This window comes from Streptomyces sp. NPDC033221 (assembly GCF_055577005.1).
Genome location: NZ_JBVIQN010000040.1, coordinates 15034 through 41208, shown reverse-complemented (window position 1 = coordinate 41208; position 26175 = coordinate 15034). Strand labels below are relative to the sequence as shown.

General features: G+C 72.1%; 32 protein-coding genes. 16 read left to right on the top strand and 16 right to left on the bottom strand.

From position 1 onward, the window contains the following. Positions 1-83 precede the first annotated feature (83 nt). On the top strand, positions 84-968 hold the full coding sequence (locus tag ACZ53K_RS36245) for an SCO6745 family protein (RefSeq protein WP_468845444.1): 885 nt from the start codon (positions 84-86) through the stop codon (positions 966-968). Positions 969-986: 18 nt separating this feature from the next. Here the strand turns inward: ACZ53K_RS36245 and ACZ53K_RS36240 are convergent, their stop codons facing one another. Continuing rightward, positions 987-1550, bottom strand: coding sequence for a Clp protease N-terminal domain-containing protein (locus tag ACZ53K_RS36240; RefSeq protein WP_468845441.1), 564 nt, complete (start codon positions 1548-1550; stop codon positions 987-989). Continuing rightward, a complete protein-coding gene (locus ACZ53K_RS36235; RefSeq protein WP_385226248.1) occupies positions 1550-1759 on the bottom strand; it encodes a helix-turn-helix domain-containing protein in 210 nt (69 codons plus the stop codon). The genes ACZ53K_RS36240 and ACZ53K_RS36235 overlap by 1 nt, the downstream gene beginning before the upstream one ends. Positions 1760-1891: 132 nt before the next feature. Here ACZ53K_RS36235 and ACZ53K_RS36230 point away from each other — a divergent pair, with 132 nt between their 5' ends. Further along, the gene (locus ACZ53K_RS36230; protein WP_468845439.1) at positions 1892-2602 is read left to right on the top strand and encodes an antibiotic biosynthesis monooxygenase family protein; all 711 of its coding nucleotides are present in this window, start codon (positions 1892-1894) and stop codon (positions 2600-2602) included. Between the two features lie 37 nt (positions 2603-2639). Here the strand turns inward: ACZ53K_RS36230 and ACZ53K_RS36225 are convergent, their stop codons facing one another. Further along, complete coding sequence (locus ACZ53K_RS36225; RefSeq protein ID WP_468845436.1) at positions 2640-3422, bottom strand: TetR/AcrR family transcriptional regulator; 783 nt, start codon at positions 3420-3422, stop codon at positions 2640-2642. 136 nt (positions 3423-3558) lie between these two features. Between ACZ53K_RS36225 and ACZ53K_RS36220 the strand changes: the two genes are divergently transcribed. After that, complete coding sequence (locus tag ACZ53K_RS36220; protein WP_468845434.1) at positions 3559-3840, top strand: hypothetical protein; 282 nt, start codon at positions 3559-3561, stop codon at positions 3838-3840. A 34-nt stretch (positions 3841-3874) separates the two neighbouring features. Here ACZ53K_RS36220 and ACZ53K_RS36215 read toward each other — a convergent pair whose 3' ends face one another. After that, a complete protein-coding gene (locus tag ACZ53K_RS36215; RefSeq protein WP_468845432.1) occupies positions 3875-4486 on the bottom strand; it encodes a short chain dehydrogenase in 612 nt (203 codons plus the stop codon). A 129-nt stretch (positions 4487-4615) separates the two neighbouring features. Here ACZ53K_RS36215 and ACZ53K_RS36210 point away from each other — a divergent pair, with 129 nt between their 5' ends. After that, positions 4616-5584, top strand: coding sequence for a LysR family transcriptional regulator (locus ACZ53K_RS36210; protein ID WP_468845430.1), 969 nt, complete (start codon positions 4616-4618; stop codon positions 5582-5584). On the opposite strand, the gene ACZ53K_RS36205 is transcribed toward ACZ53K_RS36210, so the two are convergent. From ACZ53K_RS36205 to ACZ53K_RS36190, 4 genes are all read right to left on the bottom strand, one after another. Continuing rightward, the gene (locus ACZ53K_RS36205) at positions 5529-5765 is read right to left on the bottom strand and encodes a hypothetical protein (protein ID WP_468845428.1); all 237 of its coding nucleotides are present in this window, start codon (positions 5763-5765) and stop codon (positions 5529-5531) included. The two genes, ACZ53K_RS36210 and ACZ53K_RS36205, sit on opposite strands and share 56 nt — an antisense overlap. Continuing rightward, positions 5749-6366, bottom strand: coding sequence for a HutD/Ves family protein (locus tag ACZ53K_RS36200; RefSeq protein ID WP_468845426.1), 618 nt, complete (start codon positions 6364-6366; stop codon positions 5749-5751). Before ACZ53K_RS36200 ends, ACZ53K_RS36205 begins: the two co-directional genes overlap by 17 nt. Positions 6367-6405: 39 nt before the next feature. After that, a complete protein-coding gene (locus ACZ53K_RS36195) occupies positions 6406-7368 on the bottom strand; it encodes a zinc-binding dehydrogenase (RefSeq protein ID WP_468845423.1) in 963 nt (320 codons plus the stop codon). Between the two features lie 133 nt (positions 7369-7501). After that, on the bottom strand, positions 7502-8752 hold the full coding sequence (locus tag ACZ53K_RS36190; RefSeq protein ID WP_468845421.1) for an NAD(P)-dependent malic enzyme: 1251 nt from the start codon (positions 8750-8752) through the stop codon (positions 7502-7504). A gap of 526 nt (positions 8753-9278) precedes the next feature. Here ACZ53K_RS36190 and ACZ53K_RS36185 point away from each other — a divergent pair. The 3 genes from ACZ53K_RS36185 to ACZ53K_RS36175 all read left to right on the top strand — a co-directional run bounded on the left by ACZ53K_RS36185 (position 9279) and on the right by ACZ53K_RS36175 (position 12057). Then, a complete protein-coding gene (locus ACZ53K_RS36185; RefSeq protein ID WP_468845418.1) occupies positions 9279-10253 on the top strand; it encodes an ABC transporter substrate-binding protein in 975 nt (324 codons plus the stop codon). Positions 10254-10339: 86 nt separating this feature from the next. Then, positions 10340-11287 carry an amino acid ABC transporter permease gene (locus ACZ53K_RS36180; protein WP_468845415.1) on the top strand — a complete coding sequence of 316 codons (948 nt, stop codon included), beginning with the start codon at positions 10340-10342 and terminating at the stop codon, positions 11285-11287. 17 nt (positions 11288-11304) lie between these two features. Next, on the top strand, positions 11305-12057 hold the full coding sequence (locus ACZ53K_RS36175; protein ID WP_468845524.1) for an amino acid ABC transporter ATP-binding protein: 753 nt from the start codon (positions 11305-11307) through the stop codon (positions 12055-12057). Between the two features lie 113 nt (positions 12058-12170). On the opposite strand, the gene ACZ53K_RS36170 is transcribed toward ACZ53K_RS36175, so the two are convergent. Beyond that, positions 12171-12932 carry a class I SAM-dependent methyltransferase gene (locus ACZ53K_RS36170; protein WP_468845411.1) on the bottom strand — a complete coding sequence of 254 codons (762 nt, stop codon included), beginning with the start codon at positions 12930-12932 and terminating at the stop codon, positions 12171-12173. A 79-nt stretch (positions 12933-13011) separates the two neighbouring features. On the opposite strand from ACZ53K_RS36170, the gene ACZ53K_RS36165 reads away from it, so the two are divergent. After that, positions 13012-13641, top strand: a complete 630-nt coding sequence (locus ACZ53K_RS36165) for a CGNR zinc finger domain-containing protein (protein ID WP_468845408.1) — start codon at positions 13012-13014, stop codon at positions 13639-13641. Here the strand turns inward: ACZ53K_RS36165 and sodX are convergent. Continuing rightward, complete coding sequence (sodX, locus tag ACZ53K_RS36160; RefSeq protein WP_468845521.1) at positions 13545-14009, bottom strand: nickel-type superoxide dismutase maturation protease; 465 nt, start codon at positions 14007-14009, stop codon at positions 13545-13547. The genes ACZ53K_RS36165 and sodX overlap by 97 nt on opposite strands. Positions 14010-14196: 187 nt before the next feature. Here sodX and sodN point away from each other — a divergent pair, with 187 nt between their 5' ends. The 5 genes from sodN (at position 14197) to ACZ53K_RS36135 (ending at position 18886) form a co-directional block, all read left to right on the top strand. Then, on the top strand, positions 14197-14592 hold the full coding sequence (sodN, locus tag ACZ53K_RS36155) for a superoxide dismutase, Ni (RefSeq protein ID WP_468845405.1): 396 nt from the start codon (positions 14197-14199) through the stop codon (positions 14590-14592). Positions 14593-14778: 186 nt separating this feature from the next. Then, positions 14779-15378 (top strand): chemotaxis protein CheB, encoded by a 600-nt coding sequence (locus ACZ53K_RS36150; RefSeq protein WP_468845403.1) that lies wholly within the window; start codon positions 14779-14781, stop codon positions 15376-15378. Continuing rightward, on the top strand, positions 15378-17246 hold the full coding sequence (locus tag ACZ53K_RS36145; RefSeq protein ID WP_468845400.1) for a CheR family methyltransferase: 1869 nt from the start codon (positions 15378-15380) through the stop codon (positions 17244-17246). Before ACZ53K_RS36150 ends, ACZ53K_RS36145 begins: the two co-directional genes overlap by 1 nt. 27 nt (positions 17247-17273) lie before the next feature. Then, positions 17274-18131: a GAF domain-containing protein gene (locus tag ACZ53K_RS36140; protein ID WP_468845398.1), complete on the top strand. Its 858-nt coding sequence runs from the start codon at positions 17274-17276 to the stop codon at positions 18129-18131. Between the two features lie 23 nt (positions 18132-18154). After that, complete coding sequence (locus ACZ53K_RS36135; protein WP_468845395.1) at positions 18155-18886, top strand: GAF and ANTAR domain-containing protein; 732 nt, start codon at positions 18155-18157, stop codon at positions 18884-18886. 106 nt (positions 18887-18992) lie between these two features. Here the strand turns inward: ACZ53K_RS36135 and ACZ53K_RS36130 are convergent, their stop codons facing one another. Further along, entirely contained in the window at positions 18993-19952 is a 960-nt protein-coding gene (locus tag ACZ53K_RS36130; RefSeq protein WP_468845393.1) for a LysR family transcriptional regulator, read from the bottom strand. Positions 19953-20172: 220 nt separating this feature from the next. Between ACZ53K_RS36130 and snpA the strand changes: the two genes are divergently transcribed. Next, positions 20173-20820, top strand: coding sequence for a snapalysin (snpA, locus tag ACZ53K_RS36125; RefSeq protein ID WP_468845391.1), 648 nt, complete (start codon positions 20173-20175; stop codon positions 20818-20820). A gap of 180 nt (positions 20821-21000) precedes the next feature. Here snpA and ACZ53K_RS36120 read toward each other — a convergent pair whose 3' ends face one another. From ACZ53K_RS36120 to ACZ53K_RS36100, 5 genes are all read right to left on the bottom strand, one after another. After that, a complete protein-coding gene (locus ACZ53K_RS36120; protein WP_468845389.1) occupies positions 21001-21546 on the bottom strand; it encodes a GNAT family N-acetyltransferase in 546 nt (181 codons plus the stop codon). 25 nt (positions 21547-21571) lie between these two features. After that, complete coding sequence (locus ACZ53K_RS36115; protein WP_468845387.1) at positions 21572-22321, bottom strand: GAF and ANTAR domain-containing protein; 750 nt, start codon at positions 22319-22321, stop codon at positions 21572-21574. Between the two features lie 122 nt (positions 22322-22443). Then, positions 22444-22830, bottom strand: a complete 387-nt coding sequence (locus ACZ53K_RS36110; RefSeq protein ID WP_468845385.1) for an STAS domain-containing protein — start codon at positions 22828-22830, stop codon at positions 22444-22446. 184 nt (positions 22831-23014) lie between these two features. Next, complete coding sequence (gene crcB / locus ACZ53K_RS36105; RefSeq protein ID WP_468845383.1) at positions 23015-23389, bottom strand: fluoride efflux transporter CrcB; 375 nt, start codon at positions 23387-23389, stop codon at positions 23015-23017. After that, the gene (locus ACZ53K_RS36100) at positions 23386-23892 is read right to left on the bottom strand and encodes a fluoride efflux transporter FluC (protein WP_468845381.1); all 507 of its coding nucleotides are present in this window, start codon (positions 23890-23892) and stop codon (positions 23386-23388) included. Before ACZ53K_RS36100 ends, crcB begins: the two co-directional genes overlap by 4 nt. A 231-nt stretch (positions 23893-24123) precedes the next feature. Here ACZ53K_RS36100 and ACZ53K_RS36095 point away from each other — a divergent pair, with 231 nt between their 5' ends. Together ACZ53K_RS36095 and ACZ53K_RS36090 are read left to right on the top strand one after the other, a co-directional pair. Continuing rightward, a complete protein-coding gene (locus ACZ53K_RS36095) occupies positions 24124-24891 on the top strand; it encodes a FadR/GntR family transcriptional regulator (protein ID WP_468845378.1) in 768 nt (255 codons plus the stop codon). After that, a complete protein-coding gene (locus ACZ53K_RS36090) occupies positions 24884-26173 on the top strand; it encodes a CynX/NimT family MFS transporter (RefSeq protein ID WP_468845375.1) in 1290 nt (429 codons plus the stop codon). The genes ACZ53K_RS36095 and ACZ53K_RS36090 overlap by 8 nt, the downstream gene beginning before the upstream one ends. Positions 26174-26175: the final 2 nt, after the last annotated feature.

The following is a 26175-nucleotide window of genomic DNA, read 5'->3' as shown; positions in this document are numbered from 1 at the left end:
AGAAATCGCAGACCTGTGGCCGTGTCCGCCTTTACAGTCAACTCTCCTTGTCTGAACGGATCTTGAAGGCCAAGAGGTAAGCGATGTCGGAATACCCTGCCGTGGCCCGCCGGATGTGGCGCCAGCTGGAGCCCGTCCACGCCCTTCTCTACTTCGCACCGGAGGCGTTCGAGGAGGCGACGGCCCTCGGTTACGACACCGATTCCCGCTGGCCCAGTTACTTCGCCTGGCGCTCGGCGCCGCTCGGTGCCGCCGGGCCCGAGCTGGTGGCCGCGACGTTCTACAGCTTCAGCCCGCGGATGATCGCCCGGTATGTGCCGGCGATCTGGTCGACGGCGGCGCCCGGCAAGGTGCTGGACGCCCGGCTGCAGGCGGTGGACCGCATACTGACCGGCCTGCTGAGAGCCGGGCGGGTGTCCGCCGCCCAGATCGCCGAGGCGGCCCAACTGGCCCGCCAGGCAGCCGAGAACGCTTCCACGGCGGCCCGTCCGCTGGCCGCCGCCAACCGTGACCTGCCCTGGCCGGACGCCCCGCATCTGGCGCTCTGGCAGGCCATCACGGTGCTGCGCGAGCACCGTGGCGACGGCCATCTGGCGGCCTTGCTGACCTGTGATCTCGAACCGTGCGAGGCGCTGGTGTCGTTCGCCGCGATCGGGGCCGCGCCGAAGGCGAATTTCAAGGGGCGCGGCTGGACGTCGCAGGAGTGGAGTGCCGCGCACGACCGGCTCGCCGCGCGCGGCTGGATCGACCCGGCCGGCCGGCCCACGGACCGGGCCCGTGAGGGGCGGGACGAGGTCGAGCGCCTGACGGACCGGCTGGCCGCCGCCCCGTGGCGGGCGCTGGGCCGGTCCCGTGCGGAGCGGCTGGCCCAGTTGCTGAACCCGCTGCTCGGGGCGATTTCGGAGGCCGGACTGCTGCCGCGGCAGGGGACATTGGGGATCGGGGCGGTGAAGGTCGCGTACCCGTAGCGGACGGCGGGCCGCCTCCTAACCGGTGGCGGCCCGCTCCCCCAGCACCCGTACGACGTCGGCGTGCGTGACGCCGTGTTCGGCCAGGATGGACGCGGCGAGGCCGGGCTTGGCCACCAGGGCGAGGAGCAGGTGCTCGTCGCCGATGTACTTGTCACCGCGGCCGAGGGCGATGCGCAGCGAGCGTTCCAGTACGGACTTGGCCTCCGAGGTGAACGGGCTGCGCAGGGAGCGTCCGCGCCGGGCGGATGGCGCCGCGGCGGTGTCGAGCGCGCCGGTTCCGTGCGCCTGCTCGACCCTGGTGACGATTTCCGTCACGTCGATGCCGAGCCCGGCCAGCGCTTCCGCGTCGGCGGCCGTCAGTCCGCCCCTCCGGCGGGCCTCGTCCAGCGACCGCGCCACGGACGCCCGGCGCTCGCGCACGCCAAGGGTGGCGAGCGCCTCTGCACCCGGGGAGTCCCGGCCGTCCAGCAGGGCGAGCAGCAGTTCGCCCTCGCCGACCGTGCCGGGGCCCGGGCGTACCGCGTGGGCGGGGGCGCCGCGCACCGCGTCGCGGGCGCTCGCCGTGAACCGTTCGAACATCAACGCCTCCCGTGCTTCTTGTGGACCGCCTGCCGGCTGACTCCCAGCTCGGCGGCGATGTCCTGCCATGACCAGCCCTTGGCGCGGGCGCTGCGTACCTGTACGGCTTCCAGTTGCTCCAGCAGCCGGCGGAGCGCGGCGACGGCGCGCAGGCCGATCCGGGGGTCCTGGTCGCCCGCCCGTTCGGCGAGCTTCGTTGCTTCGCTCATGATGTCAATCTAGGTTGACGATCGACGGATGTCAATGGCGGTTGACGTGGCGGCCGGGCCTCCTTGACCTCAAGCGCGCTTCACCTTGCAGGCTGCGTACCGAGGAACCGGCCCGAGGAGCGAGGAATCCCGATGACCAGCACGACCGCCTACCCCGACGTCCGCCGGCCGGACGCCGGCTCGGTTCTCGTCAGCCCCTGGATCGTGCCCGCACCGGAGGCCCAGCAGCGGGCCGCCGACGCCGTACTCGACGCATGGCAGCAGCAGTCGCGCCCGGAGGCGATGCTGTCACTCAGTACCTTCCTGAGCGACGACGGCAGCCACGTACTGAACTACGCACAGTGGACGGACGACGACGCGCACCGCGACTGGGTACGCCATCGGCGCCCCGCCGCCGTCGGCCGTATCGACGAGTCGATTCCCGGCATCCGGCGGCCCGGCGTGACCCGGTACGCGCCCTACCGCAGCTACGTATCCCGGGGGACGCCCGGGCGGCACCCCGGCCTGCTGGTCACTCCGACGTTCGCCACCACCGGACCGGCGGCGCAGCGCGCGCTGGCCGACACGGTGCTCGACGCGCTGGAGCGGGAGGAAGTACCCGGTCTGCTCGGCGCCCACCTCCACCTCTCCAAGGACGGTGGCCGCGTGCTCAACTACGCGGAGTGGGAGGACACCGACGCCTGGCGGAGCTTCGCCGCGGGCGGTGCGGCACGCCGGCTGCGCGCGGCCGTCGAGGCCGTCGAGGGCGTGACGGCCGATACGGCGGCGCCCACGGTGCCGGGGCGCGCCGGAGTGACGCACTACCGGCTGCACAGGAGTCTGGTGAACATCCCGTCCCCCTGAGCGGCCAAGCCGGGACCGGGGCCGTGGCCGTGGCCGTTCAGGAGCAGATCCGGTCGAGGTGATAGTCGATAGTGGCCTGTACGTCGGCCATCGTGCGGCGCCCGTGAAGCACGTCCATCCCCAGCCCGGTGACGCCCGACACCAGCAGATCCGCCTCGCGCACGGGGTCGGCACCGGGCCGTACCGCGCCGAGCCCCCGGATCAGGCCGGCGACCAGGGTCTCCACGGTCTGTTCGCCGTGCAGGAACACCTCGGCGATCGCGGGGTCGGCCAGGCTGCGCACGAAGTACGCGGTGAACACACGGAGCGCCAGGGCCCGTTGCTCGTCCAGCGGGAGGAATTCGATCAGTACGGCGCGCAGGACGGCCCGCAGGTCGCCGCCTTCGTACAGGCCGCTCATGCGCGCGCGGGCGCGCCGGTCGTTCTCCTCGTGCAGCATCCGCAGCGCCTCGACCAGCAGGCGGTGCTTGCTGCCGAAGTAGTACTGGACCACCCGCAGCGACACCCCCGCCTCCGCCGCGACCTCACGCATGCTCACGGCTTCCAGGCCGCGCCCGGCCGCGATCCGCCAGACGGCCTCGGCCACCTGGCGCCGACGCCGTTCCCGCGCGCCGTCGCCCGGTGGGGGCTCGGGCGGCGGGGGCTGCTGCCCGGGTACGGCGGCTCCCTCTTCGGGGTGGTCCGCCGTACGCGCCTTCCTGCGCCGCCGGTACGCCTTCGCCTGGCAGCTCCGCGAGCAGTACGCGGGTGGCCGCCCCCGAACCGCCGCGGGCAGCCCCGTACCGCAGATCCGGCACCCGGCCGTCTTTTCGTCACGCACGTAAACAGCATATCTCGCCACGGAAAGCGTGACGAATATCAGAGAACTAAGGGATAGTCAAGGCGGCGGCCGCGACTCTTTGATACGGTCGTATCCATCGCACGGGAGATACCCGCACGGCTACGGGGAGACGACCATGAATGAAGCCTGGTACCGGCTGCTGTCCATCCTGGTGTTCACCGCGGGCTTCTGGGAGGGGCCCGCGGCCATCCTCTACCGGCTCATCGGCGACGACCACGGCACCGCGATGCGGCCCGTCAACCACCTCGACGCCCCCTGGAACTACGTCGCGTCGGCCACCGCCATCGTGGTGGCCGTCGTTCTGCTCGCCGTCCTGGACAAGGGGCGCGAGAAGGCGCTCGGCCGCGACCGGGACGCTCGGGCCGCCCGCACGCACACCGGCACGCACGCGGGCTGAGCGCCCCGGCCCGGGCCCCGGCACCTCACAGGTGTCACACCGGCTCGTAGACCTGCCCGGTCTGCCCGCCCTCGACCGACCGCACGTACGCCGCCGCCACCTGCGCCAGGTCGACCGGCTTGATGCCGGGGAAGAAAGCGCCGTAGTCCGCGAGGGATTCGGTGACCACGGTCGGGCTCACGGCGTTCACGCGCTGCGGGGCGATGTCGATCGCGGCGGCCCGTACGAACGACTCCACCGCGCCGTTGGCCATCGCCGCAGCGCTACTGGTGGGGATGGGGTCGCGGGAGAGCACTCCGGTGATCAGGGTGAAGGAGCCGCGGGCGGCGATGCGGGCGGTGCCCTGGCGGACCAGTTCGAGCTGGCTGAGCACCTTGCCGCGGAAGCCCGCCGCGTAGTCCTCGGCGGTCATCTCGGCGACCGGCTTGAACGGGACGTCGCCGGCCGCGCTCACCACCGCGTCCAGGGCCCCGGCCCGCTCGATCGCCCGGTCGTACGCCTCGGTGACCTGGGCAGGATCGCAGATGTCCAGCCGCAGGTCGCCACCGCTGCGCCCGACGGTGATGACCTCGTGGCCGCGGCCGGCCAGCGTCTCGTGTACGGCGGCGCCCAGTTTCCCGGTCGCGCCGATCAGCAGGATCTTCATACGGCCGACGCTAGGCCGGGCCGCTCGCGGGAGGGAAATACCTTCCGCGGGGGATTTATGCTCGGGGGTTATGAGTGACCGGCGGTGTGGGAACGGACGACCGGGCCGGGGCCCGGACGGGGGCGCGCGATGAACGTGGACCTGCGGCACCTCCGCGCCCTGGCCGCCATCGGGGACGCGGGCACGATCACCGGCGCGGCGGCGGCCCTGCACATCAGCCAGCCTGCGCTGTCCCGCACGCTGGACCAGTTGGAGAGCCGTCTGGGCAGCACCCTGGTCGAGCGGACCACCCGCCGGCTGCGGCTCACCCCGTCGGGACGGCGGCTGTACGAGCACGCCCACCGCATCCTCGCCCAGCTCGACGACGCGCTGGCCGAGGCTGCGGCCGGACCGCGCCCGCTGCGCGTCGGCTTCGCCTGGGCCGCGCTCGGCCGCCACACGGTCCCGCTGCTGCGCGACTGGCGGCACGAGCACCCCGGCGAGCCCGTCGAGGTGCACCGGCTCGCCGACGCCGAGGCCGCGCTGCGCCGTGGCACCGTCGACCTGGCCTTCCTGCGCACGGTCCCGGCGGACGACGGGGTGCTGGACACCGTCGCGCTGTACCGCGAACGCCGGATCGCGGCCCTGTGCGAGAGCGACCCGCTGGCCGCGGGGACGGACGTCACACTGGACGACCTGGCGGACCGCGCCATCGCGCTGTGCGCCACCGCGCGCACCACCAGCACCGCGCTGTGGCCCGCCGGGCGGCGTCCGCGCAGCACCTTCGAGGTCGCCAACGTCGACGAGTGGCTGACGGTGATCGCGACCGGTGAGGCGGCCGGGGTGACCGCCGAGGCCACCGTGCACAGCCATCCGCACCCGGGCGTCCGCTACCTGCCGATCACCGACGCCGGGCCGGTCACGGTCCTGCTGGCCCGGCCCCGTACGGCCACCCATCCGGCGACCGGCGCTTTCACCGCCCACGCACGGCACACCCTGCGGCGCGGCGGCGCGACCGGCGCCCCGGTCCCGGAAGACGGCCCGGGCATGGACGGAACTACGGTCACGGACGGCGCGTCCGCTCCTCCGGCCGCCGGCCCCCGTGCCGCCCGCGGGTGAGCCACACCCCCCGGGCGTCCACCGCGGCACACGGCCGTGCGAGCGCGCACGGCAGGACCGTACGGACGAACAGGCCGATCGCCCCGAGGAAGAGCAGGCACAGCACCCCGGCGCCGATCCGCGCGTCGGCCGTCACCGCGCCGGGCGCGGTGGTGGCGGGCGGTTCAGGCCGTGCGGGCATCGGGCGCCGCCGTCCGTACTGTGAGGGTGACGACGGCCGCGACACCGTCGGTGTGCAGCGAGACACACGCGTCCGCGGGCAGCAGCGCGGCGTCGTGCCGCTCCAGTGTCAGCGTGCGGCCGGGGCGGAGAACGTCCGTACGGCCGGACAGCGCGACCACCAGCCGCGACCGCCGCTCCCCGGGCGTCTCCGCGGCGTCCGCCGGCCGCGGCCCGGCCACGTACCGCCCGCGGGCCATCTCCACGGCCGCCGTCGAACGCCCGCGCCGCAGCATGACGTTGAAGTTGACCACGGGGCCGTCCAGGAGACGGCAGCCGGCCGGGACGTCGCCGGGGAAGGCGAACGGGCGGTACCCGCCGGGCAGTACGTGGCGGGTGCCGTCGACGGTCAGTTCCAGCCCGGCGCCTTCGGCCACCGTCAGGACGCGGTCCACGCCGGGCAGTGCGGAGTACGGGCCGTCCCGGCCCACCTCGGCCAGGCTCACCCGCCAGTCGAAGGCGTCCCAGCCCGCGCCGGGCGGCGCGGCGGCGATCTCCCGTGTCACCCCGCCGCCGTTGCTCCAGGCCGACGCCGTACGTCCGGCCGCGCGCAGCACCCGCACCCGCGCCCCCTCTCCCGCTCTGCCGCGTGCTCCGGCGCTTCAGACGGTCAGGACGACCTTGCCGAACATCTCGCCCTCGGCCAGCTTCGCGAAGCCCTCGCGCGCCCGGTCCAGCGGCAGCGTGGTGTCGATGACCGGCCGGACGCCCTTGGCCGCGCAGAAGTTCAGCAGCGAGGCCAGTTCGTCCTTGCTCCCCATGGTCGAGCCGACGACCTTCAGTTCCAGGAAGAAGATCCGGTTGAGTTCGGTGCGTTCGGGATGGAAGCCCGAGGTGGCGCCGGAGATGACGAGCGTGCCGCCGGGCTTGAGGGACTTCACCGAGTGCGACCAGGTGGCGGCGCCGACCGTCTCGATCACGGCGTCCACCCGCTGCGGCAGCCGCTCGCCGCTGGGCAGGGCGGCCTCGGCGCCAAGTTCGACGGCGCGCTTGCGCTTGTCCTCGCTGCGGCTGGTCGCGAACACCCGCAGGCCGGCCGCCGCGCCCAGCACGATGGCCGCGGTGGCCACGCCGCCGCCCGCGCCCTGGACGAGCACGCTGTCCCCGGGCCGTACGCCGGCGTTGGTGAACAGCATCCGGTACGCGGTCAGCCAGGCCGTCGGCAGGCACGCGGCCTCGGCGAAGGACAGTTCCTCCGGCTTGGGCAGCACGTTCCAGGCCGGGACGGTGACCTGTTCGGCGAAGGTGCCCTGGTAGCGCTCGGTGAGGATGGAGCGCGGCTCGTCCGGGCCGACGCCGTGGCCGCTCTGGCCGATCACCGAGTGCAGGACGACCTCGTTGCCGTCCTGGTCGGTGCCGGCCGCGTCACAGCCGAGGATCATGGGCAGCGCCTCCTCGCCCAGGCCCACGCCGCGCAGCGACCACAGGTCGTGGTGGTTGAGGGAGGCGGCCTTGACGTTGACGGTCGTCCAGCCGGGGCGTGCCTCGGGGGCCGGGCGCTCGCCCAGTTCGAGGCCGTTCAGCGGCTGGTCGTGGTCGATGCGGGCGGCGTAGGCAGCAAACATGATCCCAACGTAGGGCGCCCGGGGGCCGGGCGGTACCGCGCCGCGGTGTGACACGCGCCGCGCCGCACGGGCCCGTACCGCAGCGAAAAGGCCCCGCCCGGGATTCAGGCGGGGCCTTCCCACGTCCACGCGGTCAGCGGCGCGCCACGCCCTCCGCGCGGGCGGCGGCCGCGACCGCCGAGGTGACCGCCGGGGCGACCCGCTCGTCGAACGGTGACGGGATGACGCAGTCGGCGCTCAGGTCGTCGGCGACCACCGAGGCCAGCGCCTCGGCGGCGGCCAGCTTCATGCCCTCGGTGATACGGCTGGCGCGCACCTGGAGGGCGCCGGCGAAGATGCCGGGGAACGCCAGCACGTTGTTGATCTGGTTGGGGTAGTCGCTGCGGCCGGTGGCGACCACCGCCGCGTACTTGTGCGCGACGTCCGGGTGGATCTCCGGGTTCGGGTTGGCCATGGCGAAGATCAGCGCGTCCTTCGCCATCTTGGAGACCGCTTCCTCCGGCACCGTGCCGCCGGAGACGCCGATGAAGACGTCCGCGCCGTCCAGGGCCGACTCCAGCGAGCCGGACAGACCCGCCTTGTTGGTGAAGGAGGCCAGCTCGCGCTTGACGTCGGTCAGGTGCTCGTCGCGGTCGGCGGTGACGATGCCCTTGCGGTCACAGACCGCGACGTCACCGATGCCCGCCTCGACGAGGATCTTGGCGATGGCGAAGCCGGCCGCGCCGGCGCCGGAGATGACGGCGCGCAGCTGTCCGAGCGAACGGTTCGTCAGCTGGGCGGCGTTGCGCAGCGCGGCCAGGGTGACCACGGCGGTGCCGTGCTGGTCGTCGTGGAAGACCGGGATGTCCAGCCGCTCCTGGAGCTTGCGCTCGATCTCGAAGCAGCGGGGCGCCGAGATGTCCTCCAGGTTGACGCCGCCGAAGGACGGCGCCATCCGCACGACGGTGTCGACGATCTCGTCGGCGTCGGTCGTCCCGAGCGCGATCGGCACCGCGTCCACGCCGCCGAACTGCTTGAAGAGGATGGCCTTGCCCTCCATGACGGGCAGCGACGCCTCGGGGCCGATGTCACCGAGGCCGAGGACCGCGGTGCCGTCCGTGACGACGGCCACGACCTGGGACTTCCAGGTGTAGTCGTGCACCAGCTCGGGTTCTTCGGCGATGGCGCTGCACACCTTGGCGACGCCGGGGGTGTAGGCGAGGGAGAGGTCCTCGCGGTCACGCACCGGAACGGTCGCCTGGATCGCCATCTTGCCGCCGCGGTGCAGGAGGAAGGCGGGGTCCTGGCCCTGCCCGCCGTCCGGTCCGGAGCCGGATGCGCCCTTGGCGTCCGTGTCCGCGGGCGTGTTGCCGCCGTCGTGGGCCTGGGCGGTCTTGGCTGTCACTGGTTCAACCCCTTTGTTCGTCAATCAGTTGAGGGTGACCACTCCCTGGTCAAGGGGTGGGCGGGCACCGCGTCCGTGCCCTGCGTGACGGATGGCCGCCCCACGGGGGGAGGTACGGACGCCGGGCGCGCCGCACGCGCGCCCTGAGCCCCGGATGAGGGGTGTAACGAACCTTTCTACCGGACGGGCGTGCGCCCCGACGAGTCGGATTCGTTACCCTCCGGTTCGTAACTCCGACAATAGGCGCGAACAGCGCTAATCATCGGAAGTGCCCTGCAAGTTGTCCGTCATACGAGACAACGGCCCGCACCGCCCGCCCCGCCACCCGCCGTCGGGCGCGCGTTCCCCTAGGGGCGCCTGGCATGTGGGGCTTCGTTCACGTCCGTTATCCGATTTTGACCTGTACGACAGTCCGGATAGCGGTGTCCGGATGGCAAGATTCCGTCACCAAACGAGGTCGCGACGCCCGAAGGTGTGTGCCCGGCCCCTGCCAGTCGGCTTCTCCCTCATCCGCAGGAGGATCAGCATGACCGCAAGCCCCACCCGTCGCCCGGCCCCCGGCAGGTCTCGTTCAGCCGTGGCCGCCGCGACCGCGGTCGCGGCCTCGCTGCTGCTGCTCACCGCCTGCGGCGACCAGACCGACGCGGCGATCGCCAAGCGCGAGGCGGCCAAGAACCGCAACCCCGACGCACCCCTGTTCAAGCTGCTGCCCCAGGACATCCAGGACAAGGCGATGATCCAGGTGGGCTCCGACATCACGTACAAGCCGGTGGAGTTCCGCACCAACGGCCAGGTCACCGGCATCGACCCGGACCTCGCGGCCGCCCTGGGCAAGGAGCTGGGCGTCAAGCTGAACTTCAACAACGCCACCTTCGACACCCTCATGGGCGGCATGAAGTCCAAGCGCTACGACATCGCCATGTCCGCGATGACCGACACCAAGGACCGCCAGCAGGGCGTGGACAGCACCACCGGCAAGAAGGTCAGTGACGGCGTCGACTTCATCGACTACCTGGACGTCGGCGTCTCGATCTACACGCAGAAGGGCAAGACCCAGGGCATCGACGGCTGGGAAGCCCTGTGCGGCAAGAAGATCGCGGTGCAGCGCGGCACCGTCTCGCACGACCTGGCCAAGGACCAGTCGAAGAAGTGCGAGGAGTCCGGTACGGACGCGATCTCCATCGAGGCGTTCGACAACGACACCGAGGCCCAGACCCGGCTGCGCACCGGCGGTGTGGACGCGGTCTCCAGCGACTATCCGGTCGCGGCGTACGCGGTCAAGACCTCCGGCGGCGGCAACGACTTCCAGCTGGTCGGCGGCGAGCCGGTCAAGGCCGCCCCGTACGGCATCGCGGTGCCCAAGGACAGGGCGAAGCTGCGCGACGCCCTCAAGGCGGCCATGGAGGCCATCGTGAAGAAGGGCAGCTACGCCGAGGTGCTCAAGAAGTGGAACGTCACCGACGCCGCGGTCAAGGAAGTCAAGCTCAACGGCGGCAGCTGAGCCGCCCGTCCGAGCCCGCCCGGCCGCGTGCCCGACCGGCCCGCGCACGGCCCGTCCCTCCCGCCGAACGCTGAAAGGCAACACCCGTGTCAGTTGACGTCGACAAGCCGGCCCAGCCGCCGGCGGACGCCCCGCCGCCCGCACCCGAGCCGATCAAGGCCATCCCGGTCCGCCACTACGGGCGCTGGGTCGCGGCGCTGGTCGTCCTCGCGCTGCTCGCCCTGCTCGTCCGGGCCTTCGCCGCCGGCAAGGTCAACTGGGGCGCGATACCCGAGTACATGTTCAACGCGGACATCCTGCGGGGTCTGCGCAACACCCTGATCATCACGGTGCTGTCGATGGTCATCGGCATCGTCCTCGGCGTGATCCTGGCCGTGATGCGGCAGTCGAAGAACCCGGTGACCTCGACGGTCGCGTGGTTCTACGTCTGGTTCTTCCGCGGTACGCCGGTCTACGTCCAGCTGTTCCTCTGGTTCAACCTGGGCCTGGTCTTCCAGTACATCGACATCATGCCGGTCTACAAGGACGAGTGGTCGGACTTCATGACCCCGTTCCTGTGCGCGCTGCTGGGCCTCGGGCTCAACGAGGCCGCGTACATGGCGGAGATCTGCCGCGGCGGTCTGCTCGCCGTCGACGAGGGGCAGACCGAGGCGGCGCACGCGCTGGGCATGAGCCACGGCAAGACGCTGCGCCGGATCGTCGTGCCGCAGGCGATGCGGGTGATCGTGCCGCCGACCGGCAACGAGGTCATCAACATGCTCAAGACCTCCTCGCTGGTCATCGCCGTGCAGTACTACGACCTGCTGCAGTCGGCGCAGAACGTGGGGCGCGACGCCGGCCCCGTCGTCGAGATGCTCATCCTCGCCGCGGCCTGGTATCTGATCGCGACCACGGTGCTCAGCATCGGCCAGTACTACCTTGAGCGTCACTACGCCCGCGGCGCCAGCCGCCAGCTGCCGCCCACCCCGGTCCAGCGGCTGCGGGCCCGGTTGTCCGGTGGTGCCAACCGTTCGTCGGCCGGAGGTGCCGCATGACCAGCAAGTCCACCCCGATGGTCAAGGCCGAGGGCGTCCACAAGTCCTTCGGCGCGGCCCATGTCCTCAAGGGCATCGACCTGGAGGTCGCGCCCCGTGAGGTGTTCTGCCTGATCGGCCCGTCCGGCTCCGGCAAGTCGACGTTCCTGCGCTGCATCAACCACCTGGAGCAGATCAACGCCGGCCGGCTGTCGGTCGACGGCGAGCTGGTCGGCTACCGGGAGGCCAACGGCAAGCTGTACGAGCTGCGCGACCGCGAGGTCGCCGCGCGCCGCCGCGACATCGGCATGGTCTTCCAGCGCTTCAACCTCTTCCCGCACATGACGGCGCTGGAGAACATCATGGAGGCGCCCGTCCAGGTCAAGGGCGAGTCCAAGGCGACCGCCCGGGAGCGTGCGGGCAAACTGCTGGACCGGGTGGGCCTGGCCGACAAGGCCGGCAACTATCCCTCGCAGCTCTCCGGCGGCCAGCAGCAGCGCGTCGCGATCGCCCGCGCGCTGGCCATGGAGCCGAAGCTGATGCTCTTCGACGAGCCGACCTCGGCGCTCGACCCGGAGCTGGTCGGCGATGTACTGGACGTGATGAAGGACCTGGCCGCGGACGGTATGACGATGGTCGTCGTCACGCACGAGATGGGTTTCGCGCGGGAGGTCGGCGACTCGCTGGTCTTCATGGACGACGGTGTGGTCGTCGAGTCGGGCCACCCGCGTGACGTGCTGGGCAAGCCGCAGCACGAGCGCACCAAGTCCTTCCTGTCCAAGGTGCTCTGACACCGGCGGGAGAGCGGCGGACACCGATGACGGGCGGTACGTACGGGCGCGGCAGGCGCCTTCGTACGTACCGCCCGTCATGGGCGCGGCCCGCCGGACGGGCCGTGCGGGGTTTACTTGAGTCCGAGGACCAGCGCATCCATGGGCGAGCGCCACACCGCGCGGGCCTCGCCGAAGCCGGACTCCCGCAGGACCTCGCAGTGCCAGGACACCGAGGGGGTGTCGCCGTCGGCGTGCTCGCCGTAGATCGCGAAGCGCTCGGCGGTCGGTCCGGCCAGCACCGGGTCGGCGGCGGCCCGGTCCCACCAGGCGCGCCAGTCCAGTGCGCCCGCCTCCTTGGCCTCGTCCTGCCGGGCGTGCCGGAAGACACGCTCGGCGGCGTCGATGCGCGGGGTGTCCCCGTCGGGCATGTGGTCGGCGTTCATGAAGACGCCGCCTTCCCTGACCAGCCCGCCGAGCTGTCCGTACAGTCCGCGCAGCGGTCCGGTGTGCATCCAGTGCAGGGCGGTGGCGGTGAGCACGGCGTCGTAGGAGTCGTGGGGCAGGGCTTCGGTCCACCGGGGGTCCTTGAGGTCCGCGCGGACGAACGTCACGCGGTCCTCACCCGCGAAGTACCCTTCGGCGATGGCCAGCAGCGCCGGGTCGAGGTCCACGCCCACGCTGACGGCCTTGGGGAAACGCTTGAGCAGCCGGTCGGAGATGCTGCCCGTGCCGCATGCGAGGTCCAGCACCCGGGGTTCGGTGCCCACCAGCGCCTCGACCATGTCCAGCATCACGCGGAACCGCTCCTCGCGGTCCGGCATGTACCACTCCTGCTGGCGGTCCCAACTGTCCTGCCACCCTTGCCAGTCAGCACCGACGACGGTCTCGGTCATACCGTTACCTCCAGGCCGTAATACCCTCGTAGCAACAACACCTCTTACGAACCCTAGACCGCGCCCGTAAGGACTACAAGTGGAACTGGCCTATTACTCGGACTACGCCGTTCGCCTGGTCAACACCGAGCAGCCCGAGCGCGGCGACGACACCCTCACCTCGGTCGAGGCCGTACGCGGGCTGTTCGGACCGGCCCAGCAGATGGCCCGCCGGGCCACCGACAGCGACGTGACACGGCTGCGCGGGGTACGCGCCCGGCTGCGCGCCGTCTTCGAGGCCGCCGACGAGGGCGACGAGGTACGGGCCGTCGACCTGCTCAACGCGCTGATGATGGAGTTCCCGGTCAGCCCGCAGATCTCCGGGCACGAGTTCCGCGACGACGACGGACGCCCCAAGTGGCACCTGCACATCGCCGACCACGCGGCCAACGCCACCGCCGGCTACACCGCCACCGCCACCATGGGCCTGGCCTTCCAGCTCACCGAGCTGGGCGTGGACCGGCTCGGCATCTGCCAGGCACGCCCATGCCGCAACGCCTACCTCGACACCTCGACCAACCGCTCCCGGCGCTACTGCTCGGACCGCTGCGCGACCCGCGCCAACGTCGCCGCCTACCGGGCCCGCAAGCGCCTGGACAGCGAGCGGCCGGCCCGTACCGGCCGGACCGCGGAGACCACCCAGGACAGCACGCCCGGCACCGAGCGCTGAACACCGCGCGGCGACCGCACCCGCACCCGGGCGCGCGCGACCACCAGCTCGTCGGGCACCACCCCGAACTCGCGGCTGTCGTTCGCCACGAACGGATTGTCCCCCTGGACCCACCAGCCGCCGTCGCGCCGCTCGACGGCCCGTTTGACGATCAGCAGGTCCTGCCGGAACGGGTGCCGCAGCACGACGACGTCACCCGGCCGTACCACCGCTCCGTACTGGACCACCAGCTGGTCGCCGGGCCGCAGCGTCGGCACCATCGACGGGTTGTAGACCTCGGCGAGGCCGAAGGCCCGCAGCAGTCCCCTGCGCTCCCGCCCGTGCTCCGCACCCTGCTCCGGTCCGCGTTCTTCCACCCGCTCCGGCATCCCCGCCACACCTCCCGGTCCCGGTCCGGTGACCGCCACGGCCCGGTCGCCCGTCACCGTTCCCATCCTCCATCAGTCCCGGCCCGGAACCGGCCTTTTGCCCTAAGACCCCCGGGCCACCCGAGAAAAGCCTTCCCGCGGCGAGTAATCTCGCACCTGAGAAGACGATCACGAGGAAGGACTGAACATGCTTTCCCGCCTGTTCGCCCCCAAGGTGAAGGTCAGCGCCCACTGCGACCTGCCGTGCGGCGTGTACGACCCGGCCCAGGCCCGTATCGAGGCCGAGTCGGTCAAGGCCGTCCAGGAGAAGTACCAGGCCAACGAGGACGCGGACTACCGTACCCGCGCCGTCCTCATCAAGGAGCAGCGCGCCGAGCTGGCCAAGCACCACGTCTCGGTGCTGTGGAGCGACTACTTCAAGCCCCCGCACTTCGAGAAGTACCCGGAGCTGCACCAGCTGGTCAACGACACCCTCAAGGCGCTGAGCGCCGCCAAGGGATCCAACGACCCGGCGACCGGCCAGAAGGCCCTGGACCACATCGCCCAGATCGACAAGATCTTCTGGGAGACCAAGCAGGGCTGACCCGCCCGCCGCCGGGCCGGCCGCGCGTTCCCCACCAGGGACCGCGCCCGGCACGGCCCCGTTCCACCGCCGCACCCGGTCCGCGCGGCGCCGTCCGCCGGCGCCCGTGGGCCGGGTGCGGCCGTTTTCCCACGTTGGCACGTACGCGTACCCGCCACCGGGCCCGGCTTTCGATAAGCTCGGAACGTGACGGCAGACCGCAGCGCAGCGGACCACTTCGAGGTCGTGGCCCTCGCGTCGTCCGCGGGCGGCATCAAGGCCCTGACCGCGGCCCTCGGGCCCCTCGGCCCGGACTTCCCGGTTCCGGTCCTGGTCGTCCAGCACCTGGACCCCCGGCGCCGCACCGTCATCGCCGAGGTGCTCGGCCGGCGTACCGGCATGCGGGTCAAGCTGGCCGAGGCCGAGGAGCGGGCCCGGCCCGGCACGGTCTACATCGCACCCCCCGACCGGCACCTTCTGGTGGGCCCCGGGGGTACGCTGACGCTTTCCGGGAGCGAACTGATCCATTTCCTGCGCCCCTCCGCCGACCTGCTCTTCGAGTCGGTCGCCGGGGCCTTCGGGGCGCAGGCGATCGGCTGTGTGCTGACCGGGACCGGCAGCGATGGCGCCATGGGCGTGGACGCCATCAAGGCACGTGGCGGCACGGTGATCTCCGAGGATCCCCGTACGGCCGAATTCAAGGGGATGCCGGAGGCGGCGGTGGGTACGGGTTCGGTGGACTTCGTGCTGCCTCTGGAAGAGATCGCCGCGGTGATCCGCGGTCTTGTCGAGACCAAGAGGCGGTAATGGGGCAAGCTCGGGATATCGAGACGGATGAGGAACTGGAGCAGCTGCTCGGTTTTCTGAGGGACGCCCGCGGGTTCGACTTCACCGGTTACAAGCGCTCGTCGCTGGGCCGGCGCATCCGCAAGCGGATGGCCGATGTCGAAACCGAGACCTATGCGGACTACCGCGACCGGTTGGAGACGAACGCCGATGAGTTCAACGCCCTCTTCAACACGATCCTGATCAACGTGACGTCGTTCTTCCGCGACCCGGACGCCTGGACGTTCCTCCAGCGCGAGGTCGTGCCCGAGCTGCTCGCGGACGCCGGTTCCGACGAGGAGATCCGGGTGTGGAGCGCGGGCTGCTCCAGCGGCGAGGAAGCGTATTCGCTCGCCATGATGTTCGCCGAGGCGATGGGCGTCGAGGAGGCCCTGAACCGGGTCAAGATCTACGCCACGGACGTGGACGAGGAAGCGCTGCGCGACGCGCGCTCCGGCCTGTACACGGCGAAAGCCCTGGAACCGCTCTCCCCGGAGTTGCGCGACACCTACTTCGAGCAGAACGGCATCCGCTTCAACTTCCGCACCGACCTGCGCCGCCGGGTCATCTTCGGACGGCACGACATCACCCGGGACGCCCCGATCTCCCGGCTGGACCTGCTGGTCTGCCGCAACGCCCTGATGTACTTCAACGTCGAGGCGCAGCGGCAGATCATCGACCGGTTCCACTTCGCCCTGCGGGACCGCGGCTTCCTCTTCCTCGGCAAGGCCGAGATGCTGCTCAACGACGCCGAGCGGTTCGAGGTGCTGAGCATGCGCCAGCGCGCCTTCCGCCGGCGCCCCGGCGACTCGGGACCGCCGTACCCCCCGACGCCCGCGAAGGTCCGGGCCGGGATGGGCACCGAGAAGCTGACCACCGCCGCCCGCAGCCGGCAGCTGCGCGACCTGATCCTCGACGCCGCCCCGGCCCCGTCCATCGCGGTCGACGGCGAGGGCACCGCCGTACTGATCAACAGCCAGGCGCGGGCGCAGTTCGGCCTGGCCTCCAACGACATCGGCCGGCCCTTCCAGGACCTGGAGATCTCCTACCGGCCCGTGGAGCTGCGCTCGCTGATCGAGCAGGCCACCCACGAGCGCCGCACCCTGCGGGTCAACGGCGCCGAGCGGCGGGTCGGCGAGGAGACCCAGTACTTCGACATCCTCATCCAGCCGCTGATGGGTTCCAACGGCCTGCTGGCCGCCACCAGCATCACCTTCACCGACGTCACGGTCTCCACCCAGCTGAAAGCCGAGAACAAGCGGGTGCGCGAGGACCTGGAGACGGCGTACGAGGAGCTCCAGTCCACCAACGAGGAGCTGGAGACCACCAACGAAGAGCTCCAGTCGAGCATCGAGGAGCTGGAGACCACCAACGAGGAACTCCAGTCGACCAACGAGGAACTGGAAACGACCAACGAGGAACTCCAGTCGGGCAACGAAGAGCTGGAGAAGATGAACGAGGAGATGCGCACCCGTACGGAGGAGCTGGACGAGGCCCGTGCCTTCCTCGAAGGGGTCGTCACCTCCATCGCCGCGGGTGTGGTCGTCCTCGACAAGGAGCGGAAGGTCAAGAGCTGGAACCGCGGCGCGGTGGACATGTGGGGCCTGCGCCCGGACGAGGTGATCGACGAGCCGTTCTTCTCGCTGGACTTCGGGCTGCCCACCGAGATGCTGCGCCCGGCCGTCGAGAAGTGCCTGGAGTCGGGCAAGCGTACGGCCCCCTCGCGCGTCTCCGCCGTCAACCGGATCGGACGCCCCATCACCTGCAACGTGCTCTGCTCCCCGTTCGACCGGCACAACGGCGGAGTCGTCCTCCTGCTGGAGGCGGACCGCAGCGATAGCGACGACTGAGCGCCACCACGGGCGTACGCTGAGAACATGGTTTGGGGCCAACGCAGGGACGTCCAGGTGCAGCTGGCGCGTCGCCGTGCGGCCAGGGCCCGGCAGCGTGCCGAGCACGCCACCGCCTGCGCCGAACAGCAAGAGATCCTGGCGGCCTCGGCCGGCGGTGGTCTGCACCTGCATCTGGCGGACGCCTACCGGCGGTCGGCGGAGTGCCATCTGTCCTCCGCACGCCTCCAGGAGGCGTACGCCGACCGGATCTCCGCCTGGCGCGGGGACGAGACCAGCCGCCCGCGCTTCATGACCGGTGTCGCGGAGGCGTGCGGAACGCCCAGCGCGGCACTCACGCTGACGGGTCCCGACCACGGCCAGCTCTCCGTCGCCTCGTCGGACGAGCCCTCCCGGGCCGCGCAGGACCTGGAGTTCATGCTCGGCGAGGGGCCGGCGCACGACGCTTCGGTGAGCGGCTGCCCGGTCTCCGCGGCCGGGCGCGCCATCGAGAGCCGCTGGCCCGCCTACGGGCCCGCGCTGACCTCGCTGGGCATCCGCGAGGTGCTCTCGGCACCGTTGCGGACCGAAGGCTCGTGCATCGGCGCGCTGGCGGTCTTCGACCCCGGTGACGGCGTGGCCGCCGCCGGCGTCCTCACGGTGATCGCCGACGCGCTGACCCGTACGGTGCTGCTCGGCCCCGACGCCGATCCCGAACTGTACGACGGCGCCGACCACCGGGACTGTGTCCAGCAGGCCGCCGGGATACTTTCCGTCCAGGCGGGCTGCCGGGTGCAGGACGCGCTCGCCATGATCAAGGCGCGGGCGTTCGCCGACGGGCAGCCGCCGGACGCCGTCGCCGCGCAGATCGTACGCGGAACGCTGAAACTCGCCCAGGGCAGCTGAACCCACCGAGGGGACCTCACCCAATGACCACAGCTCCGCACCACCTCGCGTCCGTCTTCGTGGAGCTGGCGGGCGGCGGAGGGCAGGGGCCGCCCGGTGTGCCCACGCTGCTGGCCCGGCTCACCGAACGCAGCAGGGAACTGCTCGCCGTCCGGGCGACGGCGGTCGTCTTCGCCCCCGGAGCCCGGGAAGCCCTCCAAGTGGCGGCGTCCGACGCCGACGTGTGCCGTCTGGAACGGGAAGCGGCCAACTGGAACGAAGGCCCCGGCCCCGCCTGCCGCCGTTCCGGCACGGCGCTCGGCGGTACGGCCCTGACCGGGGCGGTGGCCCGGCAGCGCTGGCCGCGCTACGCGCCCCGCGCGCTCACCCTGGGCTGCACCCACACGGCGGCCCTGCCGATAAGGGGGCACACCGGGCCGGTCGGCGCCCTGGTCCTGCTCGCCACCCGCGACACCCCGCTGACCGGCGACCTGATGGCGCTCGGCCAGTCGCTGGCCGACTTCGCCGCCGTGACCCTGCTGCGCGAGCACGAAGTCGAGGCGGGCCGCACCCTCGCCGCCCAGTTGGAGCACGCCCTGACCACGCGGGTCATCATCGAGCAGGCCAAAGGTGCGCTCACCGCCCGGCACGGTCTCTCCCCCGAGGCCGCCTTCACCGTGCTGCGCCGCTACGCCCGCTCCCACCAGCGGCTGCTGACCGACGTGGCCCAGGAGGTGGTCGCGGGCCGGCTCGACCCCAAGCGTCCGCGCGGATGAGGTCACACGGCGCCGTGCGGCGCGGTCCGGCTCCTCGTACGACGGCTCCTGGGAACCGCCGTGCGCGGAGCCGGACCGCCGAGCGGACGCGCTCCGGCGGCTCCCCTCACGTCGCGATCGGCAACGGGCCGTCGTGCCGTACGAGCCACTCGCGGTACGCCGTGCTCTCCCAGGCCACTTCCATGTACGCGGCGGTCAGGTCGGCGAACAGGGCGTCGGCGGGCGCGGCCGGGGCGGCACCGGGACGGTGGGCCATGAAGAGGCGGACGGCCAGCGGGTCGCCGCGCAGCGGACGCACGGCCATGCCGTGCCGGGGCCGGGAGGTCGGCTGGCAGGGCGTCACCACCTCGCCCGCCGCGACCAGGTCGGCCGCGGTGAGGTAGTCACCGTGCACCACCCGGGGATTCAGGCCCGCCGCCGTGAAGACCCGGCGCAGCCCGGTCCACTCGCCGTCCACCGACGGGTCGACCATCCACTGGTCACCGGCCAGCTCGGCGAGGTCGACCACCGGGTGGCGGGCCGCCGGGTGCTGGGCCGGCAGCGCGACGAACTGCGGCTCGCGGGCGATCAGTTCCCGCTCGACCAGTCCGTCGGGCCGGCGCAGCGGCGCCCCCTCCACCTCGTGGACGAACGCGACGTCGAGCTGCCCCATCGCCACCATCTGCAGCAGCGCGTTGGCGGACACGTCGATCCGGATGGCGGTCTCCGTGTCGGGCAGCCTGGCCCGTAGCCGCCGCAGCCAGCCCGCCACGGCCCGGCTGCTGGTGCTGCCGATGCACAGCCGCGCGACGCCGGACCGCAGCGAGGCGGAGGCGATCTCGTCGACCAGTGCCCGCATGTCGGCCACTATCGGCCGGGCCCGGCTCAGCACCGAGTGCCCCAGCGGCGTCGGCCGGCTGCCGGTCCGCTCGCGCAAGAACAACTGGCCGCCCAGGGCGTTCTCGATGCGGCGGAGCTGGGTCGTCAGGGAAGGCTGGGACATGCCCAGCTGCCGCGCGGCCTTGCGTACGCTGCCCGCGTCGGCGATCGCGCACAGCGCACGAAGATGCCTCACTTCGAGCTCCACGACCGGAGCATAACGACGTTTGCGCACGTCACACCAGACTCTTCGGACACGCTCGGTCCGCTTTCCCCCGGGGATATCACCTGGTGCTATCACCACCTGGCATCTCCGCGCCCCGGACGATCTCGAACAGACTCACCGGCACCAAGAGTTCATCCGCAGGGCCCCGGCCGCCTCCCCACACGGCGACCGTACGGCCCCACGGACGATAAGGAGTCCCCCCATGAGATCTCCCAAGACGGCGCTGTCGGCAGCGCTCGGCCTGGGCCTCGTCGCCACGCTGGCCGCTGCGGCCCCCGCGACGGCGACCTCCGTCTCCTCCGCCCCCCAGACCCACCGGGTCACGGCCGCCGCGTACGCCGGCTCGGCCGCCGAAAAGGCCGACACCAAGGCGTTCTTCCAGGCCGTCATGAAGTCGGTCAAGGCCAAGCAGGCGGCCCACCCGAACCTGAAGGTCGTCACCGTCACCTACGACGCGAGCGCGGCCCCCACGTTCAAGAGCCAGATATCCCAGAGCGCCCAGATCTGGAACGGCGCGGTGCAGAACGTCAAGCTGCAGGAAGGCAGCGGCGGCGACTTCCAGTACCGCGAGGGCGACGACGCGCGCGGCTCGTACGCCAGCTCCGACGGCCACGGCAAGGGATTCGTCTTCCTGGACTACAAGCAGAACCAGGAGTACGACTCGACCCGCGTGACCACGCACGAGACCGGCCACGTGCTGGGCCTGCCGGACCACTACGAGGGCCCGTGCAGCGAGCTGATGTCCGGTGGCGGCCCCGGCCCGTCCTGCACCAACTCCCAGCCGGACCAGACCGAGCGGGCCAAGGTGAACCAGCTCTGGGCCAACGGCCTCAAGGGCGTACGCCCCTGACGGGCCCCTCCCCCGGCAGCTCCGGTAAGGCGTGACAACGCCACGGACCCGGGAAACTACGGTGCGCGAGCGCCGCGGTCCGACACCGTCTACGCGCGCGGCGAGCTCCCCGGAGCCCTGCCGCGCGCGTACGCGTTCCGCGCCGCGCGCCCGGCACTCTTCGTACGGATGCGCCGTGCGTCAGTGCGCCAGCTCCCGGCTCCACGCCTCCAGTTCCGGTTCCCCGTCGTCGGACCGGCGCAGCCGGCCCGTGGGCTGCCACCCCCAGGCCCGTACCGCGGAGCGCGCCGCTCCGTTCGCCGTCTCGACGAGGGTGACCACCATCGTGGCGTTGCTGCGGATCAGCAGTGTCTCCTGAAGCCGGGTGGCCACATGGCCGCGCCGGTGCGCGGGCAGCACCATCAGCTCGGCGACCACGAACACCCGGCCGGAGGCGGTCAGTTCCTCCAGGTCACGCGGCACCTGCCCGTTGAACCCCTGCCACCACCGGCCGTCCCGCTCGGCGGGGAAACCGTAGGCGCAGCCGACCAGCGCCGGGTCGCTGGCGATGACCATCTCGAACCCGGGACGCTGGATGTGCTCCGCGAACCGCTGCAGAAAGGCCCCCCGTCCGCGGAACTCCTCACCCGAGGGGCCGCGGTACGCCTCGACGTACAGATCGGCGACGGCCTCGCGCTGTGCCTCGGCCTGCCACCTGGTCAGGCGCCGCAAGAAGACTTCTGCCATCCGGTCCTCCACAGGGTCCAGGAAATCACCTTCGGTTGAGGAAGTACTCCATGACGAGGTCGCTGTCGAGCGTGCCGTCGACGACCCGGCGGGCCAGGTCGGGCAGTCGGCAGCGGTGGGCGCGCGCGTAGGCCCGGAAGACCGCGAACGCTTCGTCCACGCTAGTTCCCCAGCGTTCGGCCAGCATCCCCTTGGCCTGTTCGATGACGACGCGGGAGCTGAGCGCGTGCTGCAGCTGCGTCCGCTCGATGTTGCTGCGCTCCAGGCTCCGGTGCTGTATGACGGTGACGGCCAGCAGTTCGGCCAGCGACCGGGCGAACGTGCCGACCTGCTCGCCGAGCGGCGCGGCGGTGCCCGAGAAGAGGGCCAGCACGCCGACGGGCCGCGCACGCAGGCACATGGGCAGAACGTGCGCGGTCACATGGCCGCGTTGCCGCGCGAGGGCGGTGAACCGCGGCCACCGTGCGGCGGTGTGCGGGTCGGTGAGGTCGATGTCCGTCTCGGCCGTGCCGGTGCGGTGGCAGTCGCCGCACGGTCCGCAGGCGTCCTGCGGCCCTTCCGGGTCCGGGTCCAGCAGGCGGGCGGTGTCGTCGGACGCCGCGATCACCCGCAGCCGGCCGTGGGCGTCGGCGAGGAGCACGGCCGCCGTGTCGGCGCCGATCAGGCCGGCGCAGTGCGCGCACAGGCGGTGCAGCAGTTCCACGCAGTCGCTGCCGCTGATGAGCCCTTCCGGCAGGTCCGCCCATGCGTGTGCCGGGGGTTCGTCACGGGCCATGGAAATCATCCCTTTCCACCGTCGGCCGGTCGTGGCCCGTGTCCATCTTCTCTCGGATCGAAGCCGCAGGGCTACTATGCCTCCGGCAAGGCTCCGGCGGGAGGCCGCCGTCATCAGGCGGGTCAGGGCGAGCAGTTGGCCAGCTGGTCGCAGCGTGCGTCGCTGACGCTCGCGTATCGGGGAAAGCGGCCGGTCAGCCGGGTCGCCCGCAGCAGGATGGCGATGCCGCGCTGGGCGTGCACGACCCGCAGCCAGCCGCCCTGCTCCACGGCCCAGCTCTGCGCGGCGCACAGCTCCCGCAGTGCGGAGCAGTCCATGAAGGTGACCGCGCCGAGGTCGACGATCAGCCGGGGAGGCCCGGTGGCCCGGCTGTGGCCCCGTCGCAGCAGGGTCCGCAGGCGCGGCGCCGTCATGAGGTCCAACTCGCCCTCGGGCCGGACTACTTCGATGCTGGAGACACCGATCCGGTGGTGGAGGTCCATAGCGATCCCGCCCCTGAAATCAGACATGCCGCACTGACATTTCTTCGTGCGAACCGGGGTCCGGGGCACCGCGCCATCAGGGTATTCCGGCTTGGCGTCGGACGACGGTGAAGAAAGGTTCCGTTCGAAAGTCGACCCCATTCGTTCACCCGCACGGGGGTGATGTCGCACAGGCGCTCCCACCCGGTCCGCCCGGTCACGCCCGTACCGCTCAGAGCCACAGCGCGCGGGCGAGAGCCACACCGGCGAACACCGCGCCGAGGCCGCCGGCCACACTCGCCGCCACGTTCGCGGCGGCGTGCCACCGCGCCCCGCCGGACGCCAGCCGGAACGTCTCGTACGAGAAGGTCGAGTACGTCGTCAGCGCCCCGCACAGCCCCGTACCGAGCAGGAGGTACACGTGCGAGGAGGCCGCGCCCGCCGCCACCGCGCCGGTGACCAGGCCCAGCACCAGCGAGCCGGCGACATTGACCGTGAACGTCCCCCAGGGGAGGCCGGTGCCGTGCCGGGACTGCACGAAACGGTCCGTCAGGAAGCGCAGCGGCGCGCCGGCCATCGCGCCGGCCACCACGAGCAGCCAGTTCACCGTGCGCCTCCGAGCCGGGTCAGCGCGTACCGGGTGCCCGCGTGCGCGGCCCACACCGCCGCCAGCGCGGCGAGCGGGGTCGCCGCCAGGTAGGCCAGTCCGAGGGCGAGCCGTCCGGTGTCCGTCAGGTGCGCGAAGTCCGCGGTGTAGGTGGAGAAGGTGGTGAACCCGCCGAGGATGCCGGTGCCGAGGAACGGGCGCAGCAGCGGGCGCGGCGACCCCCGCTCGGTGATCAGCGCCATCAGCACGCCCATCAGCGCACAGCCGGCGACGTTGACCAGGAGGACGGTCGCGGGGAAGGCCCCGGGGGCGGTGGGCCACAGCAGGGTGGCGCCGTAGCGGGCGGCCGCGCCGATGCCGCCGCCGGCTGCCACCGCGCCGACGGCCGGCCACTGGCCTCGCCGGGGCGGTCGGGGGCGGGGGCGGTCCGGGCCCCCGGGTCGTCCGGCAGTGTGCGGCGCGGACGGGTCGGCCGTCAGCGGGCGGGGGGCTCCGGTGCTCATACGTCTCCTACTCGCGCGGTGCGTGCGTGGCTGCGTTCCGCTCTGCAAGCAGGGACCGTTGGCGGCGTACGACGGCCGCGGTTCTGGTCCGGCGGGCCCCACCGCCGTGCCGGGATGCGGAGATCACCGGTGTCCCCAGGCTAACTCCGGCTGTTTGACACCGCCAAACATGGGATGTTCCCATCACCGGTGGAATCGAGAGTCACCGGTGGAACCGAGAGGACGGCGTCCATGCCGCTGCGCAGCACCGCCCGCACCAGCCTGGTGGACCTGGTCATCGAGCAGATGGAACGGCTCATCACCGACGGCGAGTGGGAGGTCGGCGGGAAGATCCCCGCCGAGCCCGTGCTCGTCGAGACGCTGGACGTGGGCCGCAACACCGTCCGTGAGGCGGTCCGCGCCCTCGTGCACACCGGGATGCTGGAGCCGCGGCAGGGCGACGGGACGTACGTACGGGCCAACAGCGACTTCGGCGCGGCCGTGCAGCGCAGGCTGCGCCGGGCCGCCGACCTGGAGGCGTACGAGGTCCGGGCGTCCTTGGAGCGCGACGCGGCCCGCTACGCGGCGCTGCGCCGCACCGACGACGACCTGGCGGCCCTGCGGGCCGCGCTGGCCGAGCGCGACCGCGCCTGGGAGGACAGCGACGTCAGCGCCTTCATCGACGCGGACATGCACTTCCACCGGACCGTCGCGGCGGCGGCACACAACAGCGTGCTCGCGGACCTGTACGAGCATTTGAGCGACGCCCTGCGCGGCGCCCTCCAGGCCGTCCTCCGCAGGCCGCTGCCCGATTCCGTACGCCACCAGTTCGACGCGCACACCGCCATCGTCGACGCCATCGAGGCCCGGGACCCGGACACCGCCGAACAGGCCGCACTGGCCCACCTGACCGAGGCCATGGACGCACTGCGCGAGACCCGGCCGGACGACGGCAGTGACGCCCCGGTGGCGGGCACCCCGGCACGAACAGCAAGCCCAGGAGAAGAACACCATGTATGACGACGGACCGGCCGCCCCCCGGAGCGCCCCCGGCACCGGCGGCGGCGCGCGACCGGCCGCGCCCCACGGGGACACCGCCCCGCACACCCCGCCGCCGGGCGCCACCGGACGCCGCGCCCTCTACCTGGGCGCCGGCGTCATCCTCCTCGCGCTCAACCTGCGCCCGGCCCTCGTCGCCGTGTCCCCGCTGGCCGGCACCATCCGCGACGAGAGCGGCATGTCGGCCGCGGCCACCAGCCTCCTGACCGCGCTGCCGCTGCTCTGCTTCGGCCTGCTCGCCCCGATCGCGCCGCGGCTCGGCCGCCGCTTCGGCATGGAGCGCTCGTTGCTCGCCACCATGGTGCTGATCTGCGCCGGTACGGCGCTGCGGCTGCTGGACTCGGTGGTCGCGCTGTTCGCCGGGACGATCGTCATCGGCGCGGGCATCGCCGTCGCCAACGTGCTGCTGCCCGGTCTGATCAAGCGCGACTTCGCGGCCAGGTCCGGGCTGATGACCGGCCTGTACTCGATGTCACTGTTCGGCGGCGCGGCCCTGGCCGCCGGTGTCACCGTGCCGGTACAGCGCGCGGCCGGGCTGAGCTGGCAGGCCACGCTGGCGTGCTGGGGCTCGCTGGCGGTCATCGCGCTGGTGGTGTGGCTGCCGCAGACCCGCAGCCGTACGCGGACCGCCGCGGCCACCGCCCGCGAGGCGGCCCACCCCGTGCGCGGCCTGTGGCGCTCCCCGCTGGCCTGGCAGGTCACCGCGTACATGGGCCTGCAGTCGCTCAGCTACTACGCGGCGGCCGCCTGGCTGCCGACCATGCTCACCGACGCCGGGATGAGCGCGGGCGACGCGGGCTGGATGCTGTCCTTCTCCTCGCTGCTGGGCATCGCGGGCTCCTTCCTCGCCCCGGTGATCGTCGGGCGGCGGCTGCCGGCGGGCGCGCTGGCCACGCTCGGCGCGGTGCTCTGCGCGGCCGGGTTCGCCGGGATGCTGGCCGCGCCGGCCGGTGGCGCGTACGTCTGGATGACGCTGCTGGGCCTCGGCCAGGGCGCGGCGATCAGCCTGGCCCTGCTGTTCATCGTCCAGCGCGCCCCGGACATCCGGCACACCGCGCAGCTGTCCAGCATGGCCCAGTGCTTCGGCTACATCCTGGCGGCCACCGGGCCCGCCGTACTGGGCGCCGTGCACGACGCCTCGGGCGGCTGGGCAGTGCCGGTGATCGTGCTGCTGGCCCTGCTCGTCCCGCAGGTGGTGGCGGGCCTCGGCGCCGCGCGCCCGCGGCACGTCGCGGGGCGCTGACT